This window comes from Limnohabitans sp. 15K (genome assembly GCF_002778285.1).
GTDB lineage: Bacteria > Pseudomonadota > Gammaproteobacteria > Burkholderiales > Burkholderiaceae_C > Limnohabitans_A.
This window is the reverse complement of the sequence record NZ_NESM01000001.1, coordinates 72,887-97,087: the sequence shown is the minus strand read 5'-3', so window position 1 is coordinate 97,087 and position 24,201 is coordinate 72,887. Positions and strand designations below refer to the sequence as shown.

The 24,201-nt window shown below is 58.6% G+C and carries 27 protein-coding genes; 20 read left to right on the top strand and 7 right to left on the bottom strand.

The genetic code is table 11. The features are described 5' to 3' along the window. The first annotated feature begins 7 nt into the window (after window positions 1-7). The 17 genes from rlmN (at window position 8) to B9Z40_RS00380 (ending at window position 16,731) form a co-directional block, all read left to right on the top strand. Complete coding sequence (rlmN, locus tag B9Z40_RS00460) at window positions 8-1,177, top strand: 23S rRNA (adenine(2503)-C(2))-methyltransferase RlmN (RefSeq protein WP_100171386.1); 1,170 nt, start codon at window positions 8-10, stop codon at window positions 1,175-1,177. Further along, complete coding sequence (locus B9Z40_RS00455) at window positions 1,170-2,024, top strand: helix-turn-helix domain-containing protein (RefSeq protein WP_158238042.1); 855 nt, start codon at window positions 1,170-1,172, stop codon at window positions 2,022-2,024. Before rlmN ends, B9Z40_RS00455 begins: the two co-directional genes overlap by 8 nt. Further along, entirely contained in the window at window positions 2,021-3,310 is a 1,290-nt protein-coding gene (gene ispG, locus B9Z40_RS00450; RefSeq protein WP_100171384.1) for a flavodoxin-dependent (E)-4-hydroxy-3-methylbut-2-enyl-diphosphate synthase, read from the top strand. Before B9Z40_RS00455 ends, ispG begins: the two co-directional genes overlap by 4 nt. Beyond that, complete coding sequence (gene hisS, locus B9Z40_RS00445) at window positions 3,307-4,656, top strand: histidine--tRNA ligase (RefSeq protein WP_100171383.1); 1,350 nt, start codon at window positions 3,307-3,309, stop codon at window positions 4,654-4,656. The genes ispG and hisS overlap by 4 nt, the downstream gene beginning before the upstream one ends. A gap of 24 nt (window positions 4,657-4,680) precedes the next feature. Next, window positions 4,681-5,352, top strand: a complete 672-nt coding sequence (locus B9Z40_RS00440; RefSeq protein ID WP_100171382.1) for a tetratricopeptide repeat protein — start codon at window positions 4,681-4,683, stop codon at window positions 5,350-5,352. Then, window positions 5,352-6,485 carry an outer membrane protein assembly factor BamB gene (gene bamB, locus B9Z40_RS00435; RefSeq protein ID WP_100171381.1) on the top strand — a complete coding sequence of 378 codons (1,134 nt, stop codon included), beginning with the start codon at window positions 5,352-5,354 and terminating at the stop codon, window positions 6,483-6,485. The genes B9Z40_RS00440 and bamB overlap by 1 nt, the downstream gene beginning before the upstream one ends. A 19-nt stretch (window positions 6,486-6,504) precedes the next feature. Then, window positions 6,505-7,845: a ribosome biogenesis GTPase Der gene (gene der, locus B9Z40_RS00430; protein ID WP_100171380.1), complete on the top strand. Its 1,341-nt coding sequence runs from the start codon at window positions 6,505-6,507 to the stop codon at window positions 7,843-7,845. Window positions 7,846-7,933: 88 nt separating this feature from the next. After that, the gene (hfq, locus tag B9Z40_RS00425; RefSeq protein ID WP_019429044.1) at window positions 7,934-8,179 is read left to right on the top strand and encodes an RNA chaperone Hfq; all 246 of its coding nucleotides are present in this window, start codon (window positions 7,934-7,936) and stop codon (window positions 8,177-8,179) included. A 43-nt stretch (window positions 8,180-8,222) separates the two neighbouring features. After that, the gene (gene hflX, locus B9Z40_RS00420) at window positions 8,223-9,419 is read left to right on the top strand and encodes a GTPase HflX (protein WP_199172458.1); all 1,197 of its coding nucleotides are present in this window, start codon (window positions 8,223-8,225) and stop codon (window positions 9,417-9,419) included. A gap of 55 nt (window positions 9,420-9,474) precedes the next feature. Next, on the top strand, window positions 9,475-10,842 hold the full coding sequence (gene hflK / locus B9Z40_RS00415) for an FtsH protease activity modulator HflK (RefSeq protein ID WP_100171379.1): 1,368 nt from the start codon (window positions 9,475-9,477) through the stop codon (window positions 10,840-10,842). A gap of 11 nt (window positions 10,843-10,853) precedes the next feature. Continuing rightward, a complete protein-coding gene (gene hflC, locus B9Z40_RS00410; RefSeq protein ID WP_100171378.1) occupies window positions 10,854-11,753 on the top strand; it encodes a protease modulator HflC in 900 nt (299 codons plus the stop codon). A 3-nt stretch (window positions 11,754-11,756) separates the two neighbouring features. Continuing rightward, on the top strand, window positions 11,757-11,942 hold the full coding sequence (locus B9Z40_RS00405; protein WP_100171377.1) for a DUF2065 domain-containing protein: 186 nt from the start codon (window positions 11,757-11,759) through the stop codon (window positions 11,940-11,942). A gap of 66 nt (window positions 11,943-12,008) precedes the next feature. Next, the gene (locus tag B9Z40_RS00400; RefSeq protein WP_100171376.1) at window positions 12,009-13,169 is read left to right on the top strand and encodes an ATP phosphoribosyltransferase regulatory subunit; all 1,161 of its coding nucleotides are present in this window, start codon (window positions 12,009-12,011) and stop codon (window positions 13,167-13,169) included. A 17-nt stretch (window positions 13,170-13,186) separates the two neighbouring features. Then, window positions 13,187-14,515 (top strand): adenylosuccinate synthase, encoded by a 1,329-nt coding sequence (locus B9Z40_RS00395; RefSeq protein ID WP_100171375.1) that lies wholly within the window; start codon window positions 13,187-13,189, stop codon window positions 14,513-14,515. A 54-nt stretch (window positions 14,516-14,569) separates the two neighbouring features. Further along, window positions 14,570-15,094, top strand: coding sequence for a phosphoribosyltransferase (locus B9Z40_RS00390; protein WP_100171374.1), 525 nt, complete (start codon window positions 14,570-14,572; stop codon window positions 15,092-15,094). Between the two features lie 84 nt (window positions 15,095-15,178). Then, window positions 15,179-16,435 carry a PLP-dependent transferase gene (locus B9Z40_RS00385; RefSeq protein WP_100171373.1) on the top strand — a complete coding sequence of 419 codons (1,257 nt, stop codon included), beginning with the start codon at window positions 15,179-15,181 and terminating at the stop codon, window positions 16,433-16,435. 89 nt (window positions 16,436-16,524) lie between these two features. Further along, complete coding sequence (locus B9Z40_RS00380) at window positions 16,525-16,731, top strand: hypothetical protein (RefSeq protein WP_100171372.1); 207 nt, start codon at window positions 16,525-16,527, stop codon at window positions 16,729-16,731. A 45-nt stretch (window positions 16,732-16,776) separates the two neighbouring features. On the opposite strand, the gene mnmH is transcribed toward B9Z40_RS00380, so the two are convergent. Continuing rightward, window positions 16,777-17,835, bottom strand: a complete 1,059-nt coding sequence (gene mnmH / locus B9Z40_RS00375; RefSeq protein ID WP_100171371.1) for a tRNA 2-selenouridine(34) synthase MnmH — start codon at window positions 17,833-17,835, stop codon at window positions 16,777-16,779. Then, window positions 17,832-18,491, bottom strand: coding sequence for an arylesterase (locus B9Z40_RS00370; RefSeq protein ID WP_100172823.1), 660 nt, complete (start codon window positions 18,489-18,491; stop codon window positions 17,832-17,834). Before B9Z40_RS00370 ends, mnmH begins: the two co-directional genes overlap by 4 nt. Between B9Z40_RS00370 and B9Z40_RS00365 the strand changes: the two genes are divergently transcribed. Genes B9Z40_RS00365 through B9Z40_RS00355 form a run of 3 tightly spaced genes read left to right on the top strand, consistent with a single transcriptional unit; the run spans window position 18,490 to window position 20,307 of the window. After that, window positions 18,490-19,179: an ABC transporter ATP-binding protein gene (locus B9Z40_RS00365; protein WP_100171370.1), complete on the top strand. Its 690-nt coding sequence runs from the start codon at window positions 18,490-18,492 to the stop codon at window positions 19,177-19,179. The two genes, B9Z40_RS00370 and B9Z40_RS00365, sit on opposite strands and share 2 nt — an antisense overlap. Before the next feature lie 26 nt (window positions 19,180-19,205). Further along, window positions 19,206-19,940: a 23S rRNA (guanosine(2251)-2'-O)-methyltransferase RlmB gene (rlmB, locus tag B9Z40_RS00360; RefSeq protein ID WP_100171369.1), complete on the top strand. Its 735-nt coding sequence runs from the start codon at window positions 19,206-19,208 to the stop codon at window positions 19,938-19,940. Window positions 19,941-19,956: 16 nt separating this feature from the next. Next, complete coding sequence (locus B9Z40_RS00355; RefSeq protein WP_100171368.1) at window positions 19,957-20,307, top strand: hypothetical protein; 351 nt, start codon at window positions 19,957-19,959, stop codon at window positions 20,305-20,307. A gap of 36 nt (window positions 20,308-20,343) precedes the next feature. On the opposite strand, the gene B9Z40_RS00350 is transcribed toward B9Z40_RS00355, so the two are convergent. The 5 genes from B9Z40_RS00350 to B9Z40_RS00330 are packed head-to-tail and all read right to left on the bottom strand — an operon-like array spanning window position 20,344 to window position 24,109. Then, window positions 20,344-20,946 (bottom strand): chromate transporter, encoded by a 603-nt coding sequence (locus tag B9Z40_RS00350; RefSeq protein WP_100171367.1) that lies wholly within the window; start codon window positions 20,944-20,946, stop codon window positions 20,344-20,346. After that, window positions 20,943-21,548, bottom strand: a complete 606-nt coding sequence (locus B9Z40_RS00345; RefSeq protein ID WP_100171366.1) for a chromate transporter — start codon at window positions 21,546-21,548, stop codon at window positions 20,943-20,945. Before B9Z40_RS00345 ends, B9Z40_RS00350 begins: the two co-directional genes overlap by 4 nt. A 46-nt stretch (window positions 21,549-21,594) precedes the next feature. Continuing rightward, on the bottom strand, window positions 21,595-22,194 hold the full coding sequence (locus B9Z40_RS00340) for a YigZ family protein (RefSeq protein WP_100171365.1): 600 nt from the start codon (window positions 22,192-22,194) through the stop codon (window positions 21,595-21,597). A 59-nt stretch (window positions 22,195-22,253) separates the two neighbouring features. Continuing rightward, window positions 22,254-23,126, bottom strand: coding sequence for an N-formylglutamate amidohydrolase (locus tag B9Z40_RS00335; RefSeq protein ID WP_100171364.1), 873 nt, complete (start codon window positions 23,124-23,126; stop codon window positions 22,254-22,256). A gap of 11 nt (window positions 23,127-23,137) precedes the next feature. Beyond that, window positions 23,138-24,109: a tripartite tricarboxylate transporter substrate binding protein BugE gene (locus tag B9Z40_RS00330; RefSeq protein ID WP_100171363.1), complete on the bottom strand. Its 972-nt coding sequence runs from the start codon at window positions 24,107-24,109 to the stop codon at window positions 23,138-23,140. Window positions 24,110-24,201: the final 92 nt, after the last annotated feature.

The window sequence follows — 24,201 nt, the reverse complement described above, 5'->3', positions numbered from 1 at the left end:
GCGCCCCATGACGGCCAACCTTCTCGAATTTGATCTGGATGGTTTGGCCGTTTTTTGCGAGGGGCTGGGCGAAAAGCGGTTCAGGGCCACCCAGTTGTTCCGCTGGATTCACCAGCGGGGCGCTGCGGATTTCGATCAAATGAGTGACTTGGCCAAGTCTTTGCGCCAAAAGCTCCAGGGTCATGCGCACATCTCGGCGCTGCCTGTCATCAGTCAACACATCTCGACCGACGGCACCATCAAGTGGCTGTTCGATGTCGGCGATGGCAATGCCATCGAATCGGTCTTCATTCCTGAAGACGATCGGGGCACCCTGTGCATTTCTTCCCAAGCCGGTTGTGCGGTGGGTTGCCGTTTTTGCTCCACCGGTCACCAAGGTTTCAGCCGCAACCTCACCACGGGTGAGATCCTCGCTCAGTTGTGGTTTGCCGAACATTTCTTGCGCAAGCACTTGAACACGCCCGATCGCGTCATCTCCAACGTGGTGATGATGGGCATGGGCGAGCCGCTGCAAAACTATTCAGCCTTGGTGCCCGCTTTGCGCGCCATGCTGGACGACCACGGCTATGGCCTGTCGCGCCGCCGCGTCACGGTGTCCACATCGGGCGTGGTGCCCATGATCGAGCGCCTCTCGGCCGATTGCCCGGTGGCTTTGGCGGTGTCACTGCATGCGCCCAATGACGCGCTGCGTGAAAACTTGGTGCCGCTCAACCGCAAATACCCATTGGATGAACTCATGCAAGCGTGTATCGGCTACTTGGCCCATGCCCCGCGCGACTTCATCACTTTCGAATACTGCATGCTGGACGGCGTGAACGACCAGCCTGAGCATGCTAGCCAATTGGTGGACTTGGTGCAAAAGCACGCCCGTCAAGGTTTGCGTTGCAAGTTCAACCTGATTCCCTTCAATCCTTTCCCGGCCTCGGGCTTGCTGCGCTCGCCCCACGCCCGCGTGCAGGCTTTTGCCAAACAACTGCAAGACGCGGGTTTGGTGACCACGGTGCGCAAAACCCGCGGGGATGACATCGATGCGGCCTGTGGCCAGCTGGCAGGTGATGTGAAAGACCGCACCCAAGTGCAAAGCCGCATGGCGCAGCAGCGCACCATTCGGCTGGTGCCTGTGTCAACACCGCTTGCCGTCTCACATGTTCAAGACCAGGAGTCTGGTGATGACTGAAAACACACAGCCTGACGACGTCTCTGCGCCTGCAACGGCGGGTGGACTTTTGAAGGCCGCTCGCCAAAGGGTGGGCCTGCATTTGGCGGTTTTGTCGGTGAACCTGAAGGTGCCTGTGCGCCAACTCGAAGCCTTGGAGGCCGATCAATACCTGTTGGATCAAAGCCCCGTATTTGCCCGCGGTTTGGCTGCGAGTGTGTGCCGACAATTGCGCGTGGACCCAGCCCCCATCCTGGCCTTGATGCCCATGTCGGCCAATTACCTCGAGTCGAACGGTGCTGTGCGCCAAGCAACCATTGCCCCCGCCGATTTGGGCAGCATGCGTCGCCCATCCTCTGGTTTTCCCTCCAAAATTGCTTGGATTGCCTTGGGCATGCTGTTGTTGATCGCCGCTTTGATTTGGTTGCCCAACCTCACGCAATGGACTGGGTTTGACAGCCTGCGCGCCACTTTGTCAGCACCTGAGCCAACGGCACCCGCGTTGGCTCCCGTGGCGCTGGTTGAACCCGTCACTTTGACCGAGGCTGGGTTGAGCAACCCATCGCAAGAACCTGCGCCGACGGCGGCACCGGTGGCTCAGCCAGGTCTGCCAACTTCGATCGCCGTCTCGCCAGAGTTGGTGTTTGTAGCGCAAAACATGAGTTGGATCGAGGTTCGAGATGTCCAAAAGCAGTTGATCTGGAACGGCGTTTTGAACGCAGGCGATACCAAACGTCTGCCTTTTTCACTGCCCGTTTCTGTGGTGGTGGGTCGCTCAGATGCCGTTCAATTGAGTGTCAATGGCCAAGCTTTTGACCTCAAGCCGCACACACAAGTCAATACAGCCCGTTTTGAGGTGAAACCATGAGCAAAGACACCCCCATCTCAGCGCCCAGTGCCATCGCCATTGCCGCGCCTGCCAAGCGCCACAGCCGTCAGTCCCAAGTGGTCTGGGGCTCGCGCGTGGTCACCGTCGGGGGCGGCGCGCCTGTGCGTGTGCAGTCCATGACCAACACCGACACGGTGGACGTCATCGGCACCGCCATCCAGGTCAAAGAATTGGCCATCGCGGGCTCCGAGATGGTGCGCATCACGGTCAACACCCCTGAGGCTGCTCAGGCTGTGCCGCACATCCGTGACCAACTCGACAAAATGGGCATCGATGTGCCCCTGATCGGCGACTTCCATTACAACGGCCATCGCTTGCTGACCGACTACCCGGCGTGTGCCGAGGCGCTGTCCAAATACCGCATCAACCCCGGCAACGTGGGCAAGGGCGACAAGCGTGATGTGCAGTTCGGTCAAATGATCGAAGCGGCCATGCGCTTCAACAAGGCCATCCGCATTGGTGTGAACTGGGGCAGCCTCGACCAAGAGTTGCTGGCCGATTTGATGGACACCAACAGCCAGCGTGCCCAGCCTTGGGAAGCCCGTCAGGTCATGTACGAGGCGCTGATCTCGTCGGCCATCTCATCGGCCCAACGTGCCGAGGCCATGGGACTTGACGGTGCGCAGATTGCCTTGTCCTGCAAGGTTTCGGGCGTGCAAGATTTGATCGCTGTTTACCGTGAACTCGGCCGTCGCACCGACTACGCCCTGCACCTTGGCCTGACCGAAGCGGGCATGGGCACCAAGGGCACGGTGGCCTCGGCTGCAGCCTTGTCGGTGCTGCTGCAAGAAGGCATTGGTGACACCATCCGTGTCTCGCTCACCCCTCAGCCGGGCGAAGCCCGCACCCAAGAGGTGGTGATCGCGTCCGAGATTTTGCAGTCGCTGGGCTTGCGCATATTTGTGCCCAGCGTGACGGCTTGCCCTGGCTGCGGCCGCACGACCAGCAGCACCTTCCAAGAACTCGCCAAACAAATTGACGATTTCTTGCGTGCCCAGATGCCCGTGTGGCGTGCCCGTTACCCCGGTGTGGAAAACCTCAAGGTGGCGGTGATGGGCTGCATCGTGAATGGCCCCGGCGAGAGCAAGCATGCCGACATCGGCATCAGCCTGCCGGGTACCGGCGAAGCGCCTGCAGCACCCGTCTTCATCGACGGCGAAAAGCGCCTGACTTTGCGTGGTGAAGGCATTGCGCAAGAGTTCCAGGTGCTGGTTGAAAACTACATTGAGAACCGTTTTGGTTCCGGATCAGCAGAACAAAAATGAGCGAATCGCTAGAAGCAAAGACCCCCCCAGTCGCAAAGACGGTCAAGGCCCAGAAGTTGGTCGGCGTCAAGGGCATGAACGACATCTTGCCCCCAGACTCTGCCCGCTGGGAGTGGCTCGAAGGCCAAGTCCGCAGTTTGATGGCCCGTTATGCCTACCGCAATGTACGCCTGCCGATCGTCGAGCCCACGGCGCTGTTTGTGCGTGGCTTGGGTGAGGTGACGGACATTGTTGAAAAGGAGATGTACTCCTTTGAAGACCGATTGAATGGTGAGCAGCTCACCTTGCGCCCCGAGGGCACGGCAGGCTTGGTGCGCGCGGTGGTCGAACACAACCTGTTGTACGAAGGCGGCAAGCGCCTGTATTACATGGGCCCGATGTTCCGCCACGAGCGTCCACAACGCGGCCGTTACCGCCAGTTCCACCAGATCGGTGCAGAGGTGCTGGGCTTTGGTGGCGCCGAGGTGGATGCCGAACTGATTTTGTTGGCCAATGACCTGTGGAAGGTGTTGGGCCTGCAAGACGTACGCTTGGAACTCAACAGCTTGGGCCAGCCCGCAGAGCGCCAAGCCCACCGCGCTGCCTTGATTGCCCACCTTGAAAAGCACAGCGACGTGCTGGACGACGAAGCCAAACGGCGTTTGCACACCAATCCGCTGCGCATTTTGGACACCAAAAACCCGGCCATGCAAAGCGTGGTCGAGGCCGCGCCGCGCTTGCTCGACTTTTTGGGTGAGGCTTCGCTGGCCCACTTCACTGCGGTCAAAGCCATTTTGGACGCCAATGGCGTGGCCTACAGCATCAACCCGCGCCTGGTACGTGGCATGGATTACTACAACCTCACGGTGTTCGAGTTCATCACCACGCGCTTGGGCTCGCAGGGCACCATTTGCGGCGGTGGCCGGTATGACTACCTGATTGAGCAAATTGGTGGCAAGCCATCGCCTGCTGTGGGCTGGGCCTTGGGTGTCGAGCGCGTGCTTGAGCTCATCAAAGAGCAGGGCGAGGCCTTGTCCGATCTGGCACCGGATGTTTACGCGATCATTCCCGAGGCCACCGCATTGCCTGTGGCCATGCAGGTGTTGCAGACTTTGCGCGCCTGTGGCGTGTCAGCCCAGATGCATGCCGGTTCAACTGGGGCTGGGGGCGAAGGCATGGGCAGCATCAAGTCCCAATTCAAGAAAGCCGACAGCTCGGGTGCGCGCTTCGCCCTGATTTTTGGCCCCGAAGAATTGGCCCAAGGCCTGGTCGCTGTCAAATCCTTGCGAGACGGCGCGGGGGCCCAGCGCACCGAGTCCTTGAGCACCGTGGCCGAATGGGCCCACAGCCTACAATCCCCGCTTTGAAGCGTTTTTAAATACAAAGTCACCATGGCCCAAGCACTCGACCTTGACGAACAAGAACAACTTGACCAGATCAAGCACTTCTGGAAGACCTGGGGTAACCTGATTTCCTGGGTCTTGATTGCCGCTTTGGGCAGCTACGCCGCTTGGAACGGTTACCAATACTGGGAACGAAGTCAAGCAGGCAAGGCTGCTGCGCTGTACGACGAGCTTGAGCGCGCAGCGAGTTCGGGCGACCTCGTTCGTGTGGAACGCAGCTTGGCCGACATGAAAGACAAATTTGGCCGGACCCAGTTTGCTCAGCAATCCGCGCTCTTGGCCGCTAAAACACTGCAAGCCCAGGGCAAGGCCGATGCCGCTCGCGATGCATTGAACTGGGTGGCTAATGGTGCAACGGACCCGGCGTACCGTGACATCGCACGTTTGCGTTTGGCAGCTTTGCAGTTGGACGCCAAGGCGTACGACGATGCTTTGAAGTCATTGGGCTCGGATTTCACCCCCGAGATGTCCGGCCTGGCCGCTGACTTGCGGGGTGATGTGCTGCAAGCCAAAGGCCAGAGCGCCGAAGCTGTTTCCGCTTACCAACAAGCCTGGAAGAAATTGGCCGACACCCCCGATTACCGTCGTCTGGTGAAAGCCAAGCTCAATGCCTTGGGCATCGATCCTGAGCCAGCCCTCGTTTCGGAGACAGCAAAGTGATGACTGTTCTTGCACGCGCTGGGACCCGTTGGACCTGCTTGGGCGTTTTGTTGCTGGCGATTGCGGGCTGCTCCAGTTCACCCGAAAAACCACAACCCGCTGCTTTGCCTAGCGTGAGCGGCCAAATGGCGGTTCAAAAAGCGTGGACGGCTAACATTGGACCCGTCACGACACCCTTGTTTGCTTCGGTGCATGGTGGGTTGGTCGCGGTGGCGTCTACCCCTGGCCAAGTGGCCTTGATCAATGCCGCCAACGGTCAAGATGTTTGGCGTTTGCAGCTCGACAGTCTCATTCAGGCCGGTGTTGGGGGGGACGGTCAGCGTTTCGCGGTGATCACCCGAAACAACGAAGTTGTCGCGATCGAAGCGGGCAAAGTGCTTTGGCGCTTTCGCTTGCCCGCCATGTCTTACACCGCACCCTTGGTGGCGGGTGGTCGGATTTTTGTCTTGACCGCTGACCGTGCTGTGACTGCGCTTGATGGGGCATCCGGCCAAAAACTCTGGACGCAACAACGTACCGGTGACCCTTTGGTGCTGCAACAAGCGGGTTTGCTGATTCCGTTTGGTGACACCCTGTTGGCAGGCTGGGGCGGCCGTTTGGCTGCTTTGAACCCCAACACAGGCGCTGTGCGTTGGGAAACCCTGGTGGGTTCTTCGCGCGGCACCAACGAAGTTGAGCGCTTGGTGGACGTGGTCAATGGGGTCAGCCGCATGGGCAATACCCTCTGTGTTCGTGCTTTCCAAGCCTCGGTGACCTGTGTGGATGCGACCCGAGGCAGCACGGTGTGGACGCGCCCTGCGCAAGGACATGAAGGTTTGGATGGCGACGAGAGTTTTGTGTTTGGCGTGGAGTCCGACAGCAAAGTGCTGGCTTGGCAACGTCAAAGCGGGCAGCCCGCTTGGAGTCAAGAGGCGCTGCGCTTTCGCGGTTTGAGTGCGCCCTTGGTGATGGGTCGCTTCTTGGTGCTGGGAGATGACAAGGGCTTGGTTCACTTTCTGTCGCGACAGGATGGCCAAGCTTTGCAGCGTTTGAGCACAGATGGCAGCGCCATCACAGGCAAGCCTGTGGCCGCTGGCCCAACTTTGGTGGTGGTGACACGCACCGGGGGCGTCTTCGGATTTCGCCCTGAATGATGGATCGGAAAATTTTTAAGTGAAACCTGTACTGGCCCTCGTTGGCCGCCCCAATGTGGGCAAATCCACGCTGTTCAACCGACTCACCAAGAGCCGGGATGCCATCGTGGCCGACTTTGCGGGCTTGACCCGTGACCGCCATTACGGCAATGGCAAACAAGGCCGTCAAGAATTCATCGTCATCGACACGGGTGGTTTTGAGCCCGATGCCAGCGCCGGCATCTACAAAGAGATGGCCAAGCAAACGCAGCAAGCGGTGGCCGAAGCCGACATCGTGATTTTTGTGGTCGATGCACGCGGTGGTTTGTCCGCACAAGACCACGACATTGCCAAGTACCTGCGCAAAATTGGCAAACCCACTTTGCTCGTTGCCAACAAAGCCGAAGGCATGCTGGAAGGCATCCAACTGACCGAGTTTTACGAGCTGGGCCTGGGCGAGGTCATTGCCATTTCGGCCGCCCACGGCCAAGGCACGCGCGGATTGGTGGAGTTGGCATTTGAATCGCTGAACCTGCCCGACGAACCGGAAGAAACCGAAGACGATCCATCGGTCATCAAGCTGGCTGTGGCAGGGCGCCCCAACGTGGGCAAGTCCACCTTGATCAACACCTGGTTGGGTGAAGAGCGCTTGGTCGCTTTTGACATGCCGGGCACCACGCGTGACGCGATTTCGGTGCCGTTTGAAAAGCAGGGTCAAAAGTTCGAGTTGATCGACACTGCGGGTTTGCGCCGCAAGGGCAAAGTGTTTGAAGCCATCGAGAAGTTCTCGGTCGTTAAAACCCTGCAAGCCATCGAATCGGCCAATGTGGTTTTGCTGCTGCTCGACGCAGAGCAGGGCGTGACCGACCAAGACGCCCACATTGCGGGCTATGCGCTGGAAAGCGGCCGAGCCATGGTGTTGGCGGTCAACAAATGGGATTCGGTGGACGAATACCAACGCCAGTTGGTGCAGCGCTCCATTGAGACACGTTTGCCGTTTTTGAGCTTTGCCAATATGCACTTCATCTCGGCCAAGAAGCGACAAGGCTTGGGTCCCGTTTGGGCGTCGATTGTGCAAGCGCACAAAGCGGCCATGTGCAAAATGAGCACCCCGATTTTGACCCGCTTGTTGCTTGAAGCCGTGCAGTTCCAAAGTCCGCAGCGCGGCGGGATGTTCCGGCCCAAGCTGCGTTATGCGCACCAAGGCGGTATGAATCCGCCGGTGATCGTGGTGCACGGTAACTCTTTGGAACACGTCACCGACACCTACAAACGGTTTTTGGAAGGGCGTTTTCGCAAAGCCTTCAACCTGTCGGGTACGCCTCTGCGGATTGAGATGAAAACGTCGACCAACCCCTTTGCTGACAAAGATGCCAGTTGATCTTTGAGGACATGCTGAAACGTCAAAAGCGCCTGAGTTTGCCTGTGGTAAGGTCAAAGCTTCATCACTTCACAACACGGAGCATATCGTGAGCAACAAAGGTCAACTTTTGCAAGACCCCTTCCTGAACGCACTTCGCAAAGAGCATGTACCCGTCTCGATTTACCTCGTCAACGGCATCAAGTTGCAAGGCCAGATCGAGTCTTTCGACCAGTATGTGGTGCTCTTGCGCAACACCGTGACGCAAATGGTTTACAAACACGCCATTTCGACCATTGTCCCCGGTCGTTCCGTGACGTTCAGCACACCCGAAACGGGTGAAATCACCGCTTAACGCGGGTTTCTTGTGGCTTTGGTTTTGACACCAAAGTCCAAGGGTGCTGACATTGTCTGAAACATATTCAAATACCCCCGCGCCGACCCTTTTGGTCGGCGTTGACTTTGGGCGAGCGCATTTCGACTCGGACCTGCAAGAGCTGGGTCTTCTGGCCGAATCGGGCGGTTTGAAACCGGTTGCCCGCTTGACCTGCAAACGCAAAGCGCCAGATCCGGCGCTGTTTGTGGGCAGCGGCAAGGCCGACGAGATCAAAGAACTGGCCCTGATGCATGGCGCTGTCGAGGTCTTGTTTGACCAAGCTTTGAGCCCAGCGCAGCAACGCAATTTGGAGCGGCACATTGGCTTGCCGGTGAACGACCGCACTTTGCTGATTCTGGAAATTTTTGGCCAACGGGCCCGCAGCCACGAAGGCAAGTTGCAAGTGGACCTGGCCCGTCAGCAATACCTCAGCACGCGTTTGGTGCGGCGTTGGTCGCACTTGGAACGGCAAAGCGGCGGTATCGGCATGCGCGGCGGCCCGGGTGAAACCCAAATCGAGTTGGATCGCCGGATGATCAACGATTCGATCAAACGCATCAAAGAGCGTTTGGTTAAGGTCAAGCGCCAGCGCAACACCCAGCGACGTCAGCGCGATCGCCGCGACACCTTCAACATCTCTTTGGTGGGTTACACCAACGCGGGCAAATCGACCCTTTTTAATGCCCTGGTCAAGGCGCGTGCTTACGCGGCCGATCAGTTGTTTGCGACTTTGGACACCACCACCCGCCAGCTTTACCTCGGTGAGGCAGGGCGTTCGGTGTCTTTGTCAGACACTGTTGGTTTCATCCGCGATTTGCCGCACGGCTTGGTCGAGGCCTTTCAGGCCACCTTGCAAGAAGCCACCGATGCCGATTTGCTGCTCCATGTGGTGGACGCTGCCAACCTCGATTGGCCAGAGCAAATGGCCGAAGTGCAAAAGGTGTTGACCGAAATTGGGGCCGAAACCGTGCCACAGCTTTTGGTCTTCAACAAACTGGATGCCCTGGAAGCAGAACGATACCCTTTGCAGCTGCAAGACCAGTACGAGATGGACGGCCAGCCCGTGCCGCGTGTTTTTTTGAGCGCCCAATCGGGCAAAGGCCTGGATTTGCTGCGCTCGGCTCTGGCGGACATCGTCAAAACCGCTTTGCCACCCCTTGTGCCAGAACCCTCAGATCCCCGTGACATGACCGGGGAATATCTGGGAGATCTGAATTGAAGTTCAATCGAATTCGGCACAATGCGGGTTCGTCATTCAGAAAAAACACTTGACTATGAATTTTCAACTCCCAGCCCTGCGTTGGTCTTTGCTTCCCGCCAAGATCCGAGGCATGTTCAATCTGAACGACCCCCGTTGGGGTCGGGATGACGACAAATCCAACACCGACAATGGCAACAAGCCCAGCGGTGATGTGCCGCCTCCACCGCCTGGCCCCAAGCCAGATGCTTGGCAAAAGCCCCGCAGTCCTCAGTCACAACAAAGTGGCCCCCCCGACTTGGATGAACTGTGGCGTGACTTCAACCGCAAACTGGGTCAGTTCTTTGGCGGTCAGGGCGGCCCACAAGGCTCTGGCGGTTCGGGTGGTGGTTCCGGTGGTCCCAAAATTCCGGTGTTCTTCAAAAACCTCGGATTGGGCGTCGTCTTGGCGGCCGCTTTGTTGGTCTGGTTGGGCACGGGGTTTTTCATCGTGCAAGAAGGTCAACAAGCGGTCATCACCCAGTTTGGCAAATACCACTCGACGGTCGGTGCCGGTTTCAACTGGCGCATGCCCTATCCGATTCAACGCCAAGAGTTGGTGTTTGTGACCCAAATCCGCTCGGTGGACATCGGCCGCGACACCATCATCAAAGCCACAGGCCTGCGTGAGTCGGCCATGCTGACCGAAGACGAAAACATCGTTGAAATCAAGTTCGCGGTGCAGTACCGCCTGAACGATGCACGCGCTTATCTGTTCGAAAGCCGCAACCCCACCGAAGCGGTGGTGCAATCGGCTGAGACTGCTGTGCGTGAGGTGGTGGGCAAGATGAAGATGGATTCGGCCCTGGCCGAAGAGCGCGACCAAATTGCCCCCCGTGTGCGCGAAAAAATGCAATCCATCCTGGACCGCTACAAAGTGGGTATTGAGGTGGTGGGCATCAACTTGCAGCAAGGCGGTGTGCGCCCTCCTGAGCAGGTTCAAGCCGCTTTTGACGATGTACTGAAAGCCGGTCAAGAGCGCGAGCGCGCCAAGAATGAAGCGCAAGCCTACGCCAACGACGTGGTGCCCCGTGCCGTGGGTGCCGCATCGCGCCTGAAAGAAGAGGCCGACGCTTACCGCGAGCGCATCGTCGCGCAAGCCGAAGGTGATGCCCAGCGCTTCAAGACCATCTTGCCGGAGTACCAAAAGGCCCCGCAAGTCATGCGCGACCGCATGTACACCGACACCATGCAGCAAATCTACGGCAACGTGACCAAGGTGCTGGTGGACAGCAAGCAGGGCTCCAACATGCTCTATTTGCCACTCGACAAAATCATGCAGCAGGTTTCGGCTGTGACACCGCCGGCAGCAGATGTTCCTGCCGCCGCAACGCCAGTTGTCAATGGGGCCGTGGACACGCGTTCACGCGACCTGCAGCGCTCGCGTGACCGTGATCCACGATAAGGACAAAGAAAATGAATCGCATTGGATTGTGGATTTCAACCTTGCTGTTGGCCTTTGTGCTGTTCAGCTCAACCGTCTTTGTGGTCGATCAGCGCCAATTTGGCGTGGTGTATGCCTTGGGCCAAATCAAGGAAGTGATCACCGAACCCGGTTTGCACTTCAAGCTGCCGCCCCCGCTGCAAAACGTCAATTACATCGACAAGCGTTTGTTGACGCTGGACAGCCCAGACAACGAACCCATGTTGACGGCTGAAAAGCAGCGTGTGGTGATCGACTGGTATGTGCGTTGGCGCATTGCCGACCCACAGGCCTACATCCGCAACGTGGGTTTGGATGAGAAGTCAGGCACCAGCCAGCTCAACCGTGTGGTGCGTAACGCTTTTCAGGAAGAAATCAACAAGCGCACCGTGAAGGAATTGTTGTCCTTGAAGCGCGAAGAGTTGATGGACGACGTCAAGGCGGCCGTGTTGTTGGTGGTCAAGGGTGCCAAGCCCTGGGGCATTGACGTGGTCGATGTGCGCATCACGCGGGCCGACTATGTGGACACCATCACCGAGTCGGTTTACCGCCGTATGGAAGCCGAGCGCAAGCGCGTGGCCAATGAATTGCGATCCACCGGCGGTGCAGAAGGCGAAAAAATCCGCGCCGATGCCGACCGGCAGCGTGAAGTGACTGTGGCCAACGCTTACCGCGAGGCCCAGAAGATCAAAGGGCAGGGCGACGCTCAAGCCGCGCGTTTGTATGCCGAGTCGTTTGGTCGCGATCCCCAATTCGCGCAGTTTTACCGCAGCCTTGAAGCCTATAAAGCCAGCTTCAACAGCAAAAGCGATGTGATGGTGCTCGATCCGGGCAGCTCCGAGTTTTTCAAAGGCATGCGCGGTTCGGCAAGTAACACGCCTGCCCGAAAGTAAGCTTTGCTCGAAACCCTCCTGATGGCATTGGGCTTGATGCTCATCTTGGAGGGGCTGATGCCCATGATCGCGCCATCCCAATGGCGCAGTCTCTTCGAAAAGCTTTTGAAACTCGAAGAAGGGCAAATCCGTTTCTTCGGCATGTTCATGGTCCTCTCGGGATTGGTGATGTTCTGGCTTGTTTCCTGAACTGAATCCCGGAAACCGGCCTGCAAGCCGGTAAAATCTCGTTTTTAACAGTCCCCCTCCATTCACATGTCTGCTTGGGTCCTCCCGGATCACATTGCCGATGTCCTGCCTTCTGAGGCACGCCACATCGAAGAACTCCGTCGCGAACTGCTTGACACCGCCCGTGGCTATGGCTACGAGTTGGTCATGCCGCCGCTGCTGGAGCATTTGGAGTCCCTGCTCACCGGCACGGGCGAAGCGTTGGATTTGCAGACTTTCAAGTTGGTGGACCAATTGTCTGGCCGCACCTTGGGTTTGCGTGCCGACACCACACCTCAGGTCGCCCGCATCGATGCCCACTTGCTCGGTCGCGCTGGCCTGACGCGCCTTTGCTACTGCGGCCCTGTGCTGCACACCCGTCCTGCGCGTCCGCACGCCACCCGCGAGCCATTACAGCTGGGGGCCGAAATTTATGGCCATGCCGGTCCTGAGGCGGATCAGGAAATTTTGCAATTGGCGCTGGACAGCCTGCGCGCCGCCCGTGTGGGCGATTTGCAGGTGGACTTGGCCGATGCCCGCATCGTCAACAGCTTGTTGCAGGCCGAACAGATTTCTGAAAGCTTGCGCCACGACATCCACGCCGCTTTGGCGACCAAAGACGGCAGCGCCATCGCCCGCCTGACGGCCGGTTTTGTGCCTGCCAACCGCGACGGTTTGTGTGCTTTGGTGAATTTGTATGGCGATGCGAGCGTGCTTGAGCAAGCCGCTCAGCAATTGCCTGCAACCCCCGCCATCACGGAAGCCTTGGGCCAGTTGCGCTGGTTGGCGTCCCAAATTTCGGGTGCGGCCATCAGTTTTGATCTGGGCGATTCCCGTGGTTATGCCTACTACAGCGGCATGCGCTTTGCCATTTATGCCAAAGGTGCATCCGATGCCTTGGCGCGCGGTGGCCGCTACGACGGTGTGGGGGCTGTGTTTGGCCACCGCATCGACCGTGACCGTCCCGCGGTCGGCTTTAGCCTCGATTTGAAAGAATTGGTGTCGGCCGTGACGCCTTTGGCGCTGCGTGCAGTGATTCGTGCACCTTGGGGCAACTCGGTCAGCTTGCGTTCGGCCATTGCCGATTTGCGCAGCCGTGGTGAAACCGTGGTGTGTGTGTTGCCCGGGCACGAAAGCGAAATAGACGAATTCCATTGCGACCGCGAACTGGTTGAAGCGGCTGGGCAATGGTTGGTACAGGCTCTTTGAGAAAGAACATTTCAAGCATGAACAAGTTGCAAGGCCGTAATGTGGTCGTCGTCGGCACTCAATGGGGCGACGAGGGCAAAGGCAAACTGGTCGACTGGTTGACCGAAAGCGCCCAGGGCGTGGTTCGTTTCCAGGGAGGCCACAATGCCGGCCACACCTTGGTGATCAACGGCGTGAAAACCGCCTTGCACCTGATCCCCAGCGGCATCATGCGCGCTGGCGTCAAGTGCTACATCGGCAACGGTGTGGTCTTGTCGGTGCCCAAACTGCTCGAAGAAATTGCAGGTCTTGAAAAAGCCGGTGTCGAGGTGCGTTCGCGCCTGCGTGTGAGCGAAGCTTGCCCCTTGATCTTGCCTTACCACGTTGCCTTGGACGTGGGCCGCGAAGCTGCCAAAGAAAAAGCCGGCACCGCCAAGATTGGCACCACCGGCCGCGGCATCGGCCCCGCTTACGAAGACAAAGTGGCCCGCCGCGCTCTGCGCGTGCAAGACCTCAAGTACCCTGAGCGTTTCGCCACCAAGCTGCGCGAGAACTTGGCATTGCACAATGAAATTTTGGTCAACATCTTGGGCGCTGCGCCCGTTGACTTTGACACCACTTACAACGAAGCCATGGCCTACGCCAAGGATTTGTTGCCCATGGTCGCTGACGTTTCGCGCGAGTTGAACGACGCCCACAAGGCTGGTGCCAATTTGCTATTCGAAGGCGCGCAAGGCACCTTGCTAGACGTGGACCACGGCACTTACCCGTTTGTGACGTCGAGCAACTGCGTGGCGGGCAATGCCGCAGCCGGTGCGGGTGTGGGCCCGGGCATGCTGCACTACATTCTGGGCATCACCAAGGCTTACTGCACCCGCGTGGGCGGCGGCCCATTCCCCACCGAACTCGACTGGGAAACCCCCGGCACACCCGGTTATCACATGTCCACCGTGGGCGCTGAAAAAGGCGTGACCACCGGTCGTTCACGCCGTTGTGGCTGGTTCGATGCTGCCTTGCTCAAACGCAGTGCGCAGGTCAATGGCTTGTCGGGCTTGTGCATCACCAAGCTCGATGTGCTCGATGGCCTGAAAGAATTGCTGCTGTGCACCGGTTACGAGTTGGACGGCGAAACGATTGATATCTTGCCCATGGGCGCGGACGAGATCGCCCGTTGCAAGCCGATTTACGAAGTGATTCCCGGCTGGACCGAGACCACCGTGGGTGTGACCGAGTTGGACAAATTGCCCGCCACAGCCCGCTATTACCTCGATCGCATTGCCCAAGTGACCGGCGTGCCTGTGCATGTGGTGTCGACCAGCCCAGACCGTGACCACACGATCTTGCTGCACAACCCCTTTGCGGCTTGAGTATCAAGCCCCGAAAACGCATCGATTTCAACCCTGTTTTATTGGAGTGACCCCATGTTGACCGAAGACGGCAAGCACCTGTACGTGAGCTACGACGAGTACCACAACCTCATCGAAAAACTCGCCATCAAAATCCACCAGTCCGGCTGGGAATTCGACAACATCCTGTGCCTGGCCCGAGGTGGCATGCGCCCAGGCGACATCTTGTCGCGCATTTTCGACAAACCGCTGGCCATCATGTCCACCAGCTCTTACCGCGCCGAAGCCGGCACGGTGCAAGGTCACCTGGACATCGCCCGCTACATCACCACACCCAAAGGCGAGATCGCTGGCAAAGTGTTGTTGGTCGACGATTTGGCCGACACCGGCCACACCTTGCGTGCGGTGGTGGACCAGCTGAAGAACAACTACAAGCCTGTGACCGAATTGCGCACCGCTGTGATCTGGACCAAAGGTGTGTCCAGTTTCAAGGCCGATTACTCGGTCGACGACCTGCCGACCAACCCTTGGATTCACCAGCCCTTCGAGCCGTATGACAACATGCGCCCCGAAAAGTTGTTGGAAAAATGGAGCGTCTGAGCCCAAAGCGCCCATGACAGCGTCAGCGTTTTTCTGACCGACACCAGCCTCCCTTGTGGAGGCTGTTTGCATTAGGATGTGGGCATGCAATACGACACTCAGCGCGATGCGCCACACCCCCACACCACAGGCCTGATTCACCACCCTTACAAGCCACCCGGTGACTTTCAAGCCCCTCAGCCCGGCGTTTTCAAGGCTTCCACGGTTTACTTTCCCACCGTGGCCGATATGCGCAGGCGCGAGTGGAAAGACAAATCGGCCTATACCTACGGCTTGCACGGCACGCCTACAACTTACATGCTCGAAGAGCGTTTGTGCAGCCTCGAAGGGGGCTTGCAGTGCGTGTTGGTGCCCAGCGGTTTGGCCGCTTTGGCTTTGGTGGCTTTGGCGGTGCTCAAAACGGGCGACGAGGTGCTGATTCCGGACAACGCTTACGGTCCCAACAAAGCTTTGGCTGAAGGTGAGTTGCGCCACTTTGGCATCACGCACCGGTATTACGACCCGATGAATCCCGACGATTTGTCCAGCCAAATCACGCCACGCACCCGCTTGGTTTGGCTGGAAGCGCCAGGCTCGGTGAGCATGGAGTTTCCCGATTTGCCCGAGATGGTGCGCCGCTGCCGCGAGCGTGGTGTCTTGTGCGCCTTGGACAATACCTGGGGCGCCGGTTTGGCTTTTAAGCCTTTTGATTTGTTGGCCGATGGTGCCGGGGGAGAGGGCAGCCTGGCCGTGGACATCAGCGCCCATGCGTTGACCAAATACCCCAGTGGCGGCGGCGACGTGCTCATGGGCAGCGTCATCACACGCGACCCGGCATTGCACCTCCAAATCAAGTTGTGCCACATGCGTTTGGGCTTGGGTGTGGCCGCCAACGACGCCGAGGCGGTGCTGCGTTCACTGCCCAGCATGGACCTGCGTTACAAAGCGCACGACCAAACGGCCCGCGCTTTGGCCGCTTGGTGGCAAGCGCAGCCCCAATGCGCACAGCTGATGCATCCGGCCTTCGCGGGCGCGCCGGGCCACGCCCATTGGCAAGCCTTGTGTGAACGTGAGCCTGGCACGGGCTTGGCGGCTGGTTTGTTCAGCGTGATGATCGACGCCCGTTTCAGCCAAGCCCAGGTCGACGCTTTTTGCGACGGCCTGCAGCTTTTCAAGATCGGCTACAGCTGGGGCGGCCCGGTGAGCTTGGTGGTGCCTTATGACATCGCCTCGATGCGCCAATCTTGGCCAGTCCATTTGAAGCCGGGCACTTTGGTGCGTTTTTCCACGGGCCTGGAGTTTGCCAAAGACTTGATTTCTGACTTGGGTCAATCCTTGCGGGCGCACTTGCCTTGGCCATGAGCACGGTCATGCTCACCGTGTGAGCGTGTTCGTGTCAGAAAGGCACGAAGAAGCTGTTACATTGGGCAGCTCAAATTAAAGGAGCCATCTTGGCCACACCCAACTACGGATTCGAAAAGCGCCAGAAAGAACTGGCCAAGAAGCGCAAAAAAGAAGACAAGCTCAAAGCCAAGTCCGACCGTAAATCGGGCTTGTTGGCTGAAGACGGCTCTGAAATCGAGGGCGTAGAGGCTGATGAGGGCGAAGCAGACACTGCAGCGCCAGGTGAGACCGAGTTCCCCACGCCCGCTGCCTAAAACACCCATCGCCCCGAGGGCGGGGCTCCTGCAAAAGTCCTGTGCTCAGGCGGTCTGCACCAGTTCTCTCGCAAGTCGCAGCATGTCGGCCATGCTGTGACTGGCCGGTGTGATCAGGGGGGCTTTGGCGTAGTGCACAAAATTGTTGCCCGTCGAAGTCTCGTAGCCCGGGTCGTAATGGCCTGACAGCAGCTCGGTCACGACCTCGCGCATTTCTCCCCGCTCTATTCTTTCTTGCCAGCCTTGCACCACGGCCTTGCCGCGCAGTGCCACCAAACGTTCCAGTCGGTCGGCAAACAAGGCACGGTCTTGTGTGAAAAACGCATAGTCTTCGAGCAGCAAATTTACCCGGTTGTCCAGCGTCAAGTCCACCCGCAGGCAGGGGCTGGCCCGCATGGCCACCATCAGCTCGGCAGGCACTGTCAAGTTACCCACCTTTTTGCTCTCCGCTTCCACAAACACGGGGCGGTCAGGGCTGAAAGACCGCAGCGCATCCCACACCTGTGTGTCGAAGGCTTTTTGTGTGGGCTGTGGCGTGCCCGGAATCAAACCCAACACCGAGCTGCGGTGGCAGGCTATGGCCTCCAGGTCGAGCACCTGCGCGCCTTCTTGGGCCAAAGCCTGAAGCAAGCGTGTTTTGCCCGAACCCGTTGGGCCGCACAGGACCTGAAACTGCAGGCGCTGCGCTTGGCGTGGCGTGTCTTCCACAACGGCTTTGCGGTAGGCCTTGTAGCCGCCTTCGATCAGGTGCACCTTGAAGCCGATTTGACCCAAGATAAGTGCCAGCGAGTTGCTGCGCTTGCCACCGCGCCAGCAGTAAATCAGCGGTTGCCAGGTGCGCGGCTTGTCCATCACATGGGTTTCGATGTGGCGGGCGATGTTTTTAGCGACCAGCGCCGCACCGACTTTTTGGGCCTCGAAGGGGTTGACCTTTTTGTACAGCGTGCCCACTTGGATGCGCTCTTCGTTGTTCAGGGATGGCCAGCTCAGGGCGCCGGGCAGGTGGTCTTCGGCGTGTTCGCCTTCAGAGCGCGCGTCTAGGATGGCGTCAAACTGGTTCAGTTGGGCCATGGCCTGTTCGGCAGATATCAGGTGAACGCTCATTTCAGTTGTTTCTTCAAAGTGGGCCAAACATTGGCGAGGAGGCGCGGTTGCGCGGCTTCATTGGGGTGGATGCGGTCGCTCTGGAACCATTTGAGCGGCTCGGAATCATCGCCCACACCTTTCAAAAAGAAAGGCACCAGGGCGGCTTTTTGGCTCTTGGCCACTTGGACATAGGCTGCTTCAAATTGTCGCGCCATTTCAGGCCCGTAATTGGGCGGCATTTGCATGCCCAAAAGCATCACCTGCGCACCTGCGCTTTTGGCTTTTTGCGCCATGTCCAGCAAATTGCCTTGTGTCATGGCCATGGGCAAGCCGCGCAGTGCATCGTTGCCCCCCAGCTCAATGATCACATGGCTGGGTTGGTGGTTTTTGAGCAAGGCTGGCAGGCGCGAGCGACCGCCCGAGGTGGTGTCGCCACTGATGCTGGCGTTGATGACTTCCACGCCGGGTTTTTCTTGAGCCAGTTGCTTTTGCAGCAGCGCCACCCAGCCCGTACCCCGGACCAGTCCGTACTCGGCGCTCAGCGAATCCCCCAGCACCAAAACGCGTTGCGTTGTCGTGGATGGCGAGGCGAGGGCGGACGCTGCAAGGCCCCAGCCGACAAGGGCCAGCAGGGTCCAGTTAAAGTGGCGACGTCTTAACAAAGGTGTGTGCATGCCTGAATCCATCATTGCCGTTCGTGGCGTCTCTAAAAGTGTGCAGGATGCCAGCGGTCAGCTGAACATTTTGCGCGATATCGATTTCTCATTGAACGCCGGCGAAACAGCCGCCATTGTCGGTGCTTCTGGCTCTGGCAAAAGCACACTGCTGGCGATCTTGGCAGGCCTGGACACACCCACCGCCGGGCAGGTGGTGCTGGCAGGGCAATCTTTGTTCGATTTGTCCGAGGACGACCGCGCCGCACTGCGTGCTCAGCATGTCGGTTTTGTGTTCCAAAACTTTCAGCTGATGCCCAACCTCACGGCACTCGAAAACGTCATGCTGCCGCTGGAGTTGGCGGACCGCCCTGATGCCCGCAAAACCGCCACGGCCATGCTGCAACGCGTGGGTCTGGGCGAGCGGCTCAAGCACCTGCCCAAAGTCCTTTCTGGCGGAGAGCAGCAGCGTGTCGCTTTGGCCCGTGCTTTTGTCGTTCAACCGGATGTTTTGTTGGCCGACGAGCCCACGGGGAGCTTGGACCACGCCACGGGAGAGGCCATCATGGATTTGATGTTCGCACTCAACCGAGAACAAGGCACCACTTTGGTCTTGGTCACGCACGACCGCCAACTGGCCGCCCGTTGCGAGCGCAGCTTGGTGATTCAGGCCGGTCGTTTGTCGGAGGCGGCCGCTCCATCCGTTTAAGGCGGCAGACCAACGATAATCACCGCATGTCATCCCATAAAGTGCTGTTCGGCTTCCATGCCGTGGGCGTTCGCCTCAAGATCGCGCCCCAATCCGTTGTTGAAATCCACTACGAGGTCACCCGTCGCGATGCGCGGATGCGCCAGTTCATCGACAAGGCCCGTGACTCGGGCATGCGCATGGTCGAATCCGACGGTGAGCGCCTGGCCAAGCTGGCCGGTGGCCATGGCCACCAGGGTGTGGTCGCCATGGTCGCGCCCATGCCCCAAAACCATTCGCTGGACGACCTGCTCGACACCGTGCAAGGCCCGCCCTTGCTCTTGGTGCTGGACGGTGTGACCGATCCGCACAACCTTGGCGCGTGCCTGCGCGTGGCCGATGGCGCGGGCGCGCACGCGGTCATTGCACCCAAAGACCACGCAGCGGGCATCAATGCCACGGTGGCCAAGGTGGCCAGTGGCGCCGCCGAAACCGTGCCTTACTTCATGGTCACCAACCTCGCGCGCACTTTGGGTGAACTCAAAGAGCGCAGCATCTGGGTGATTGGCACCAGCGGCGATGCACCGCGCAACATTTACCAAGCCGATTTGAAGGTGCCCACTGCTTTGGTGCTGGGCGCTGAAGGTGACGGCATGCGCCAGTTGACCCGTAAAAACTGCGACGAGCTGGTCAGCATTCCTATGCGTGGTGCGGTCGAAAGCTTGAACGTCTCGGTGGCCAGCGGCGTGTGTTTGTACGAAGCTTTGCGCCAACGCAGTTAAACCCAAGGACAACACCATGGAAAACAGGTTCACCCGCGCGGTCTTTGTCGCAACCCTCATGGGTTTGACGCTGCTCAGTGCGTGCACGCAAGAGCAACAAAACAAGATCAGCCGAGACATCCAGAATTGGACCGGTACCAACGGTGTGCTCGAGGTCTATGCAGGTGACAAGGTGGTGCGCCGTTTTCTGAAGGTGGACAAAATCAGCACGGCCTTGGGTACGGAGGACGGCAAGCCCCGTGCCTACCGTTACGGCTATGGCGTGCTCGATGAAAACCTGAACATGCAGGCAGACCCGGGCGAGAAAAAGGTCTATTTTGAGGTCAGCGATTTCTCGAACACGGTGTTCTTCGAGAACCCGCACTGAAACTTCAGACTTGCACGGTTGTGTTCAGTGGGCAGGCTAGACCCAGCCCAGTGCCCCGATGACGGCACCACCGCCGATGAGCCACAGCAAATGAATTCGGGTCCGCCACACCAGCCCCACCGACGTCAAGGTCAGCAACCACAGTGGCAAGTCCCTTGCAATCTGGTTGTGGCTCGCAGTCAGCAACCAACCTGTTGAAACCAACAGCGCAATCACCACCGGGGCCATGCCCAACTTGAAGGCTTTCACCGCGCGGTTGTCGCGGTGTCTGTGCGCCCAGCGTGTCGTGGTGTAGGTCAGTATCGAGGAGGGCAGCATGACGCCGAGCAGGCTAAGTACCAGCCCCATCGCCGACAGGCCCACGCTGATCCAGCCACCGCCCAAACCCGCGCCAGCATTCAGGCCCACGTTCCAACCCATCAATCCCACAAACAAAACATTGGGTCCGGGGGCCGCTTGCGCCAGGGCAATGGAGGAGCTGAATTGCTGCTCGGTGAGCCAATGGTTCTCATCCACCAAAAAACGGTGCATGTCCGGTGCTGTGATGATGGCACCACCAACGGCCAACAAGGACAGCGATAAAAAATGCTGAAAAAAGGCCAGCCAATCCGAAACGCTCAGTTGCAAAGACAAAGTCATGCCCGGTCTCCTGCAGCGAGTTTGGCGGCTTCGACGCGAGCCAGTTGCAGGTAAGCCCAGCTGCAAGCCAAACTGCCAATGCCCAGCAAGACCCAAATCAGGGGCCAACGCAAGAGACTGACGCAGATGAACGTGGTGACCACGACAAGCGTGCAAACTGTCCAACCCATGGGGTTGAGCTTCAAGGCCGGGATGAGTTTGATGCCCGTGGCCGCAAACATGCCCGCTGCCACAGCCCCCATGCCCCGCAAAGCCCCTTGCGCCCAGGTCTGATCGGAGACGCCACTGAAGAAAAGCGCAATCACAATCAGCACGGCTGTGGGCGCCGTCAACATGCCCGCCAAGGCCGCAAAAGCACCCATCAAGCCAAAATGGCGTCCACCCAGCATCAGGCAAAAATTGATCACATTGGGGCCGGGCAAGATTTGTGCGACTGCCCAATCCTCCAGAAATTGGGTGGGCGTCATCCACCGTTTGCGCTCCACCACCTCGCGCTGAACCACGGTCAACACACCGCCAAAACCTTGTAAAGCCAACAAGGTGAAAGAGACAAACAGGTCGGTTTTTGAACGTGGGCTGTTCAGAGGAAGTTCTTCAGACATGCGTGCATTATCCCTTTGTCATGGTCTGAATGGGCTCGCCCCAAACTCATGCAGATTGATCTTCGTCGATCCAAACCAATTGACCGCGACCACTCTCACTCAGCCGCTCCAACAATGTGCTGGCTTGGGTCTCGGGCAATTCAAAATACAAGGACACCAGCGTGCCGTGCTTGACCCCCGTTAATTGGGCCTGACCGGTTTCCAACTCGCGACGCACCAAGCCCTCCAGCGCGTAAGGCACGCTGCAGGCCAACTGTGTTTTTTTGACCAGAGCCACTTTGTCGGTGGTCAGCAAAGCCTGTGCCACTGCATCCGTATAGGCCCGAACCAAGCCACCCGCACCGAGCTTGACCCCACCAAAATAGCGCACCACCGAGGCCATGACCCCTTCCAAATGTTGGTGCCGCAGCACTTCGAGCATGGGCCGGCCTGCGGTACCGCCGGGTTCGCCATCGTCGTTGGCCGCCGATTGGCCTCCCGCCACCAGTGCCCAACACACATGGGCGGCATCCGGGTGTTCTGCCTTGAGTTGGGCCACTCGGGCTTGCGCCTCTTCACGCCCGGTGACCGCTTCAATGCAGGCGATGAAGCGGCTTTTCTTGATGACCAGTTCGTGGCGGGCTGGGCGGGCGAGGGTGAAAGACATGCAGGGATTGTCCACGATGGTCCACCGTGATGGACCCTAACCCAGTCCCCTGTGACCACTCAAGCGCTTGGCCGTTGACCCTTGATTTTGGATTTCACGTAAGCGGCGACATCCTCCAAAGTTTGCGACAGGTTGTTTTGAAGGGTTTCGAAATCCGAGTTCCGTTCTCGTGTTGCTTCTTTCATGTAAAGCGGACGCCGAATCTCAATTTGCAAGCTGTGTCGGTTCAAGCTCGGTTGACCGACTTGCGCCAACAGGGCCACTCCTTTGTAAGGGTCGTTGCGAGCCACGCTGTAACCCCAGCGCCGCAGGCTGTGCTCGACCATGTCCACAAATTCGGGCTCGCAAGTGCTGCCGTCCCGGTCACCGAGCACAAAATCCGCCAAAACCTTGTCGGTGCCCATTCCCAGGCGTTCGTAGGCGTTTTGCGGCATGGAGTGAAGATTCAAGTGCCAAACGCCTCCAAAAGTCTTACAAGCCCATTGGATCTCTCGGTCCAGTGCGTTTCGGTAGGGTTGCCAGAAGTGTGCAATCCTTTGCTGCACTTCTTGAACGGTCAAGGCGCGGTCATAGATCAAGGTGTTGGCATTGACCTTGCTAAACACCAAGCCATAACCCAGTTGCGATTTGGGACCTGGTGACAATGGCGTTGGCCAAGCCTCGGCCAAGATGGCTGGGTCCAAGTCACTCAAGTCGCGGTTAGGGTCGATGTAGCAGCGCGGAAAACGAGCGGCCAGCAAGGTGCCGCCCACTTGGGGTGTAGCGGCCCACAAGGCGTCGATGTCGGTGTCTTCCGTCTGCCGCAGTTGCAGCAAAGGGAGCACCGATCCGAAATCGCTGGGGTAATGCGTGCCGCTGTGGGGCGAATCGCACACCAAAGGCAAACGCAACGCTTCTTCAGGCCGGGTCACCAGCACAGGGGCATCTGACATGGCTTGTGCTTTCAGTCGAGTTGGATGTTGGCCGATTTGGCAATGCGTTGGTAACGCGCCAAAGCTTTTTTGATTTGCTCGCCAAATTGCTCGGGTGTGTTGGCCATGGCGATGCCGTCGATGGCATCACTGCGCGCCTTGAAAGCCGGGTCTTGCATCGCTTGATGGGCTGCTGCGTTGATTTTGAGCACCACGGCCCGAGGTGTTTTGGCTGGTGCGAGCAAGCCAAACCAGCCCCCTTCGTCCATCTCCGGGTAGCCCGCTTCTTTGTACGTGGGCAAATCAGGCAAAAGTTTGCTGCGTTGTGGCGACAAAAGCGCCAGGGGGCGCAACCTGCCCGCCTGAATATGGGGGTATGTGGAGGGCAAGTTGTCGGTGAGTGCGTCAATCTGACCCGCAACCGCGTCGTTCAGGGCAGGGCCACCACCTTTGTAGGGCACATGCAAAACTTGAATCCCAGCCAACTGCAACAGGTTTTCGACGTTGGCGTGGCCCAAAGAGCCATTCCCGGGTGAGCCGTACGAATACTTGCCTGGGGCTGCTTTGGCCAACGCCACGAATTCTTGCAATGTTTTGGCGGGCACTTTTGGGTGAATGGTCAGCACACTGGGCACCGACATCACGTTGGTGATGGGTTCAAAGTCCTTGGCCGCGTCATAAGGTATTTTTTTGTAAATCGCCGGGCTGGCACCATGCGTGCTGACCGTGCCCATCAACAGTGTGTAACCGTCTGGCGCAGCTTTGGCCACCGCATCGGCCCCCAGCACACCGCCAACACCCGCCCTGTTCTCAACCACCACGCTTTGACCCAGCAAGGGGCCCATGCGTTCGGCCAGCAAGCGTGCCACCATGTCGGTCGACCCGCCCGCGGCAAACGGCACAATCAGTTTGATGGGTTTTTGGGGGAAGACTTGCGCGTGAACGGCGCCGCCCGTGGTCTGTAAAACGAAAAAAATACCCACTGAAAGCCATTTGATCCACATACCGACCCCCTCAAAAAAAAACCATTTTGACCGGCGGCTGCAGAAGAAGCTGTCACTTGGGGTAACACTGACACCTTTCTAAACGCCCTGAT

Excerpts from the sequence above, each read along its gene's own strand:
- B9Z40_RS00345 (WP_100171366.1), bottom strand. The coding sequence starts at position 21,548 with ATGTCTGAAGAACTTCCTCTGAACAGCCCACGTTCAAAAACCGACCTG.
- B9Z40_RS00335 (WP_100171364.1), bottom strand. The coding sequence starts at position 23,126 with ATGTCAGATGCCCCTGTGCTGGTGACCCGGCCTGAAGAAGCGTTGCGT.
- rlmN (WP_100171386.1), top strand. The coding sequence starts at position 8 with ATGACGGCCAACCTTCTCGAATTTGATCTGGATGGTTTGGCCGTTTTT.
- B9Z40_RS00350 (WP_100171367.1), bottom strand. The coding sequence starts at position 20,946 with ATGACTTTGTCTTTGCAACTGAGCGTTTCGGATTGGCTGGCCTTTTTT.
- B9Z40_RS00390 (WP_100171374.1), top strand. The coding sequence starts at position 14,570 with ATGTTGACCGAAGACGGCAAGCACCTGTACGTGAGCTACGACGAGTAC.
- B9Z40_RS00440 (WP_100171382.1), top strand. The coding sequence starts at position 4,681 with ATGGCCCAAGCACTCGACCTTGACGAACAAGAACAACTTGACCAGATC.
- rlmB (WP_100171369.1), top strand. The coding sequence starts at position 19,206 with ATGTCATCCCATAAAGTGCTGTTCGGCTTCCATGCCGTGGGCGTTCGC.
- B9Z40_RS00395 (WP_100171375.1), top strand. The coding sequence starts at position 13,187 with ATGAACAAGTTGCAAGGCCGTAATGTGGTCGTCGTCGGCACTCAATGG.
- hflK (WP_100171379.1), top strand. The coding sequence starts at position 9,475 with ATGAATTTTCAACTCCCAGCCCTGCGTTGGTCTTTGCTTCCCGCCAAG.
- hflC (WP_100171378.1), top strand. The coding sequence starts at position 10,854 with ATGAATCGCATTGGATTGTGGATTTCAACCTTGCTGTTGGCCTTTGTG.
- B9Z40_RS00400 (WP_100171376.1), top strand. The coding sequence starts at position 12,009 with ATGTCTGCTTGGGTCCTCCCGGATCACATTGCCGATGTCCTGCCTTCT.
- mnmH (WP_100171371.1), bottom strand. The coding sequence starts at position 17,835 with ATGAGCGTTCACCTGATATCTGCCGAACAGGCCATGGCCCAACTGAAC.
- bamB (WP_100171381.1), top strand. The coding sequence starts at position 5,352 with ATGACTGTTCTTGCACGCGCTGGGACCCGTTGGACCTGCTTGGGCGTT.
- hisS (WP_100171383.1), top strand. The coding sequence starts at position 3,307 with ATGAGCGAATCGCTAGAAGCAAAGACCCCCCCAGTCGCAAAGACGGTC.
- B9Z40_RS00385 (WP_100171373.1), top strand. The coding sequence starts at position 15,179 with ATGCAATACGACACTCAGCGCGATGCGCCACACCCCCACACCACAGGC.
- B9Z40_RS00370 (WP_100172823.1), bottom strand. The coding sequence starts at position 18,491 with ATGCACACACCTTTGTTAAGACGTCGCCACTTTAACTGGACCCTGCTG.
- B9Z40_RS00340 (WP_100171365.1), bottom strand. The coding sequence starts at position 22,194 with ATGTCTTTCACCCTCGCCCGCCCAGCCCGCCACGAACTGGTCATCAAG.
- B9Z40_RS00355 (WP_100171368.1), top strand. The coding sequence starts at position 19,957 with ATGGAAAACAGGTTCACCCGCGCGGTCTTTGTCGCAACCCTCATGGGT.
- B9Z40_RS00455 (WP_158238042.1), top strand. The coding sequence starts at position 1,170 with ATGACTGAAAACACACAGCCTGACGACGTCTCTGCGCCTGCAACGGCG.
- ispG (WP_100171384.1), top strand. The coding sequence starts at position 2,021 with ATGAGCAAAGACACCCCCATCTCAGCGCCCAGTGCCATCGCCATTGCC.
- B9Z40_RS00365 (WP_100171370.1), top strand. The coding sequence starts at position 18,490 with ATGCCTGAATCCATCATTGCCGTTCGTGGCGTCTCTAAAAGTGTGCAG.
- B9Z40_RS00330 (WP_100171363.1), bottom strand. The coding sequence starts at position 24,109 with ATGTGGATCAAATGGCTTTCAGTGGGTATTTTTTTCGTTTTACAGACC.